Raw genomic sequence first — 439 nt, forward strand, 5'->3', positions numbered from 1 at the left:
ATTCTGGGCGGTTGCAGAAGCTGAGTGCAACACGGTTACTGGATTGAAGCAGGTGCATCATGCTGCAACGCCACTACCTCTGTCATGACCTCAATCGGGCATTTCCAATTGAAGCGCTTGCGCGGTCGGATGTTCAGTTCGTAGGCAATGGCATCCAACTGCTCCTGGCTGTACACCGACAAGTCCGTGCCCTTGGGCAGGTACTGGCGGATCAGGCCGTTGATGTTCTCGTTGCTGCCGCGCTGCCAGGGGCTGTGTGGGTCGCAGAAGTAGATCGCCACACCGGTCTTCTGGGTGATGTCCGCGTGCCGCGCCATCTCTCGCCCCTGGTCGTAGGTCATGCTCTTGCGTACAGCCAGCGGCATGCGGTTCAGCGCCGCGCTGAAGCCCTCCACCGCCGAGGTCGCCGTCGCATCGTTCATCTTCGCCAGGATCAGGT

The 439-nt window shown here is 60.4% G+C and carries 1 protein-coding gene; it reads right to left on the minus strand.

Going from position 1 to position 439, the window contains the following annotated elements:
• Positions 1-35 precede the first annotated feature (35 nt).
• Positions 36-439, minus strand: a 404-nt coding sequence (locus tag J5M56_RS25605; RefSeq protein ID WP_207938137.1) for an IS30 family transposase, incomplete at its 5' end; no start/stop codon positions are given.

The sequence above is a fragment of the Pseudomonas sp. 51_B genome (assembly GCF_017491595.1).
Classification (GTDB): Bacteria; Pseudomonadota; Gammaproteobacteria; order Pseudomonadales; family Pseudomonadaceae; genus Aquipseudomonas; species Aquipseudomonas promysalinigenes.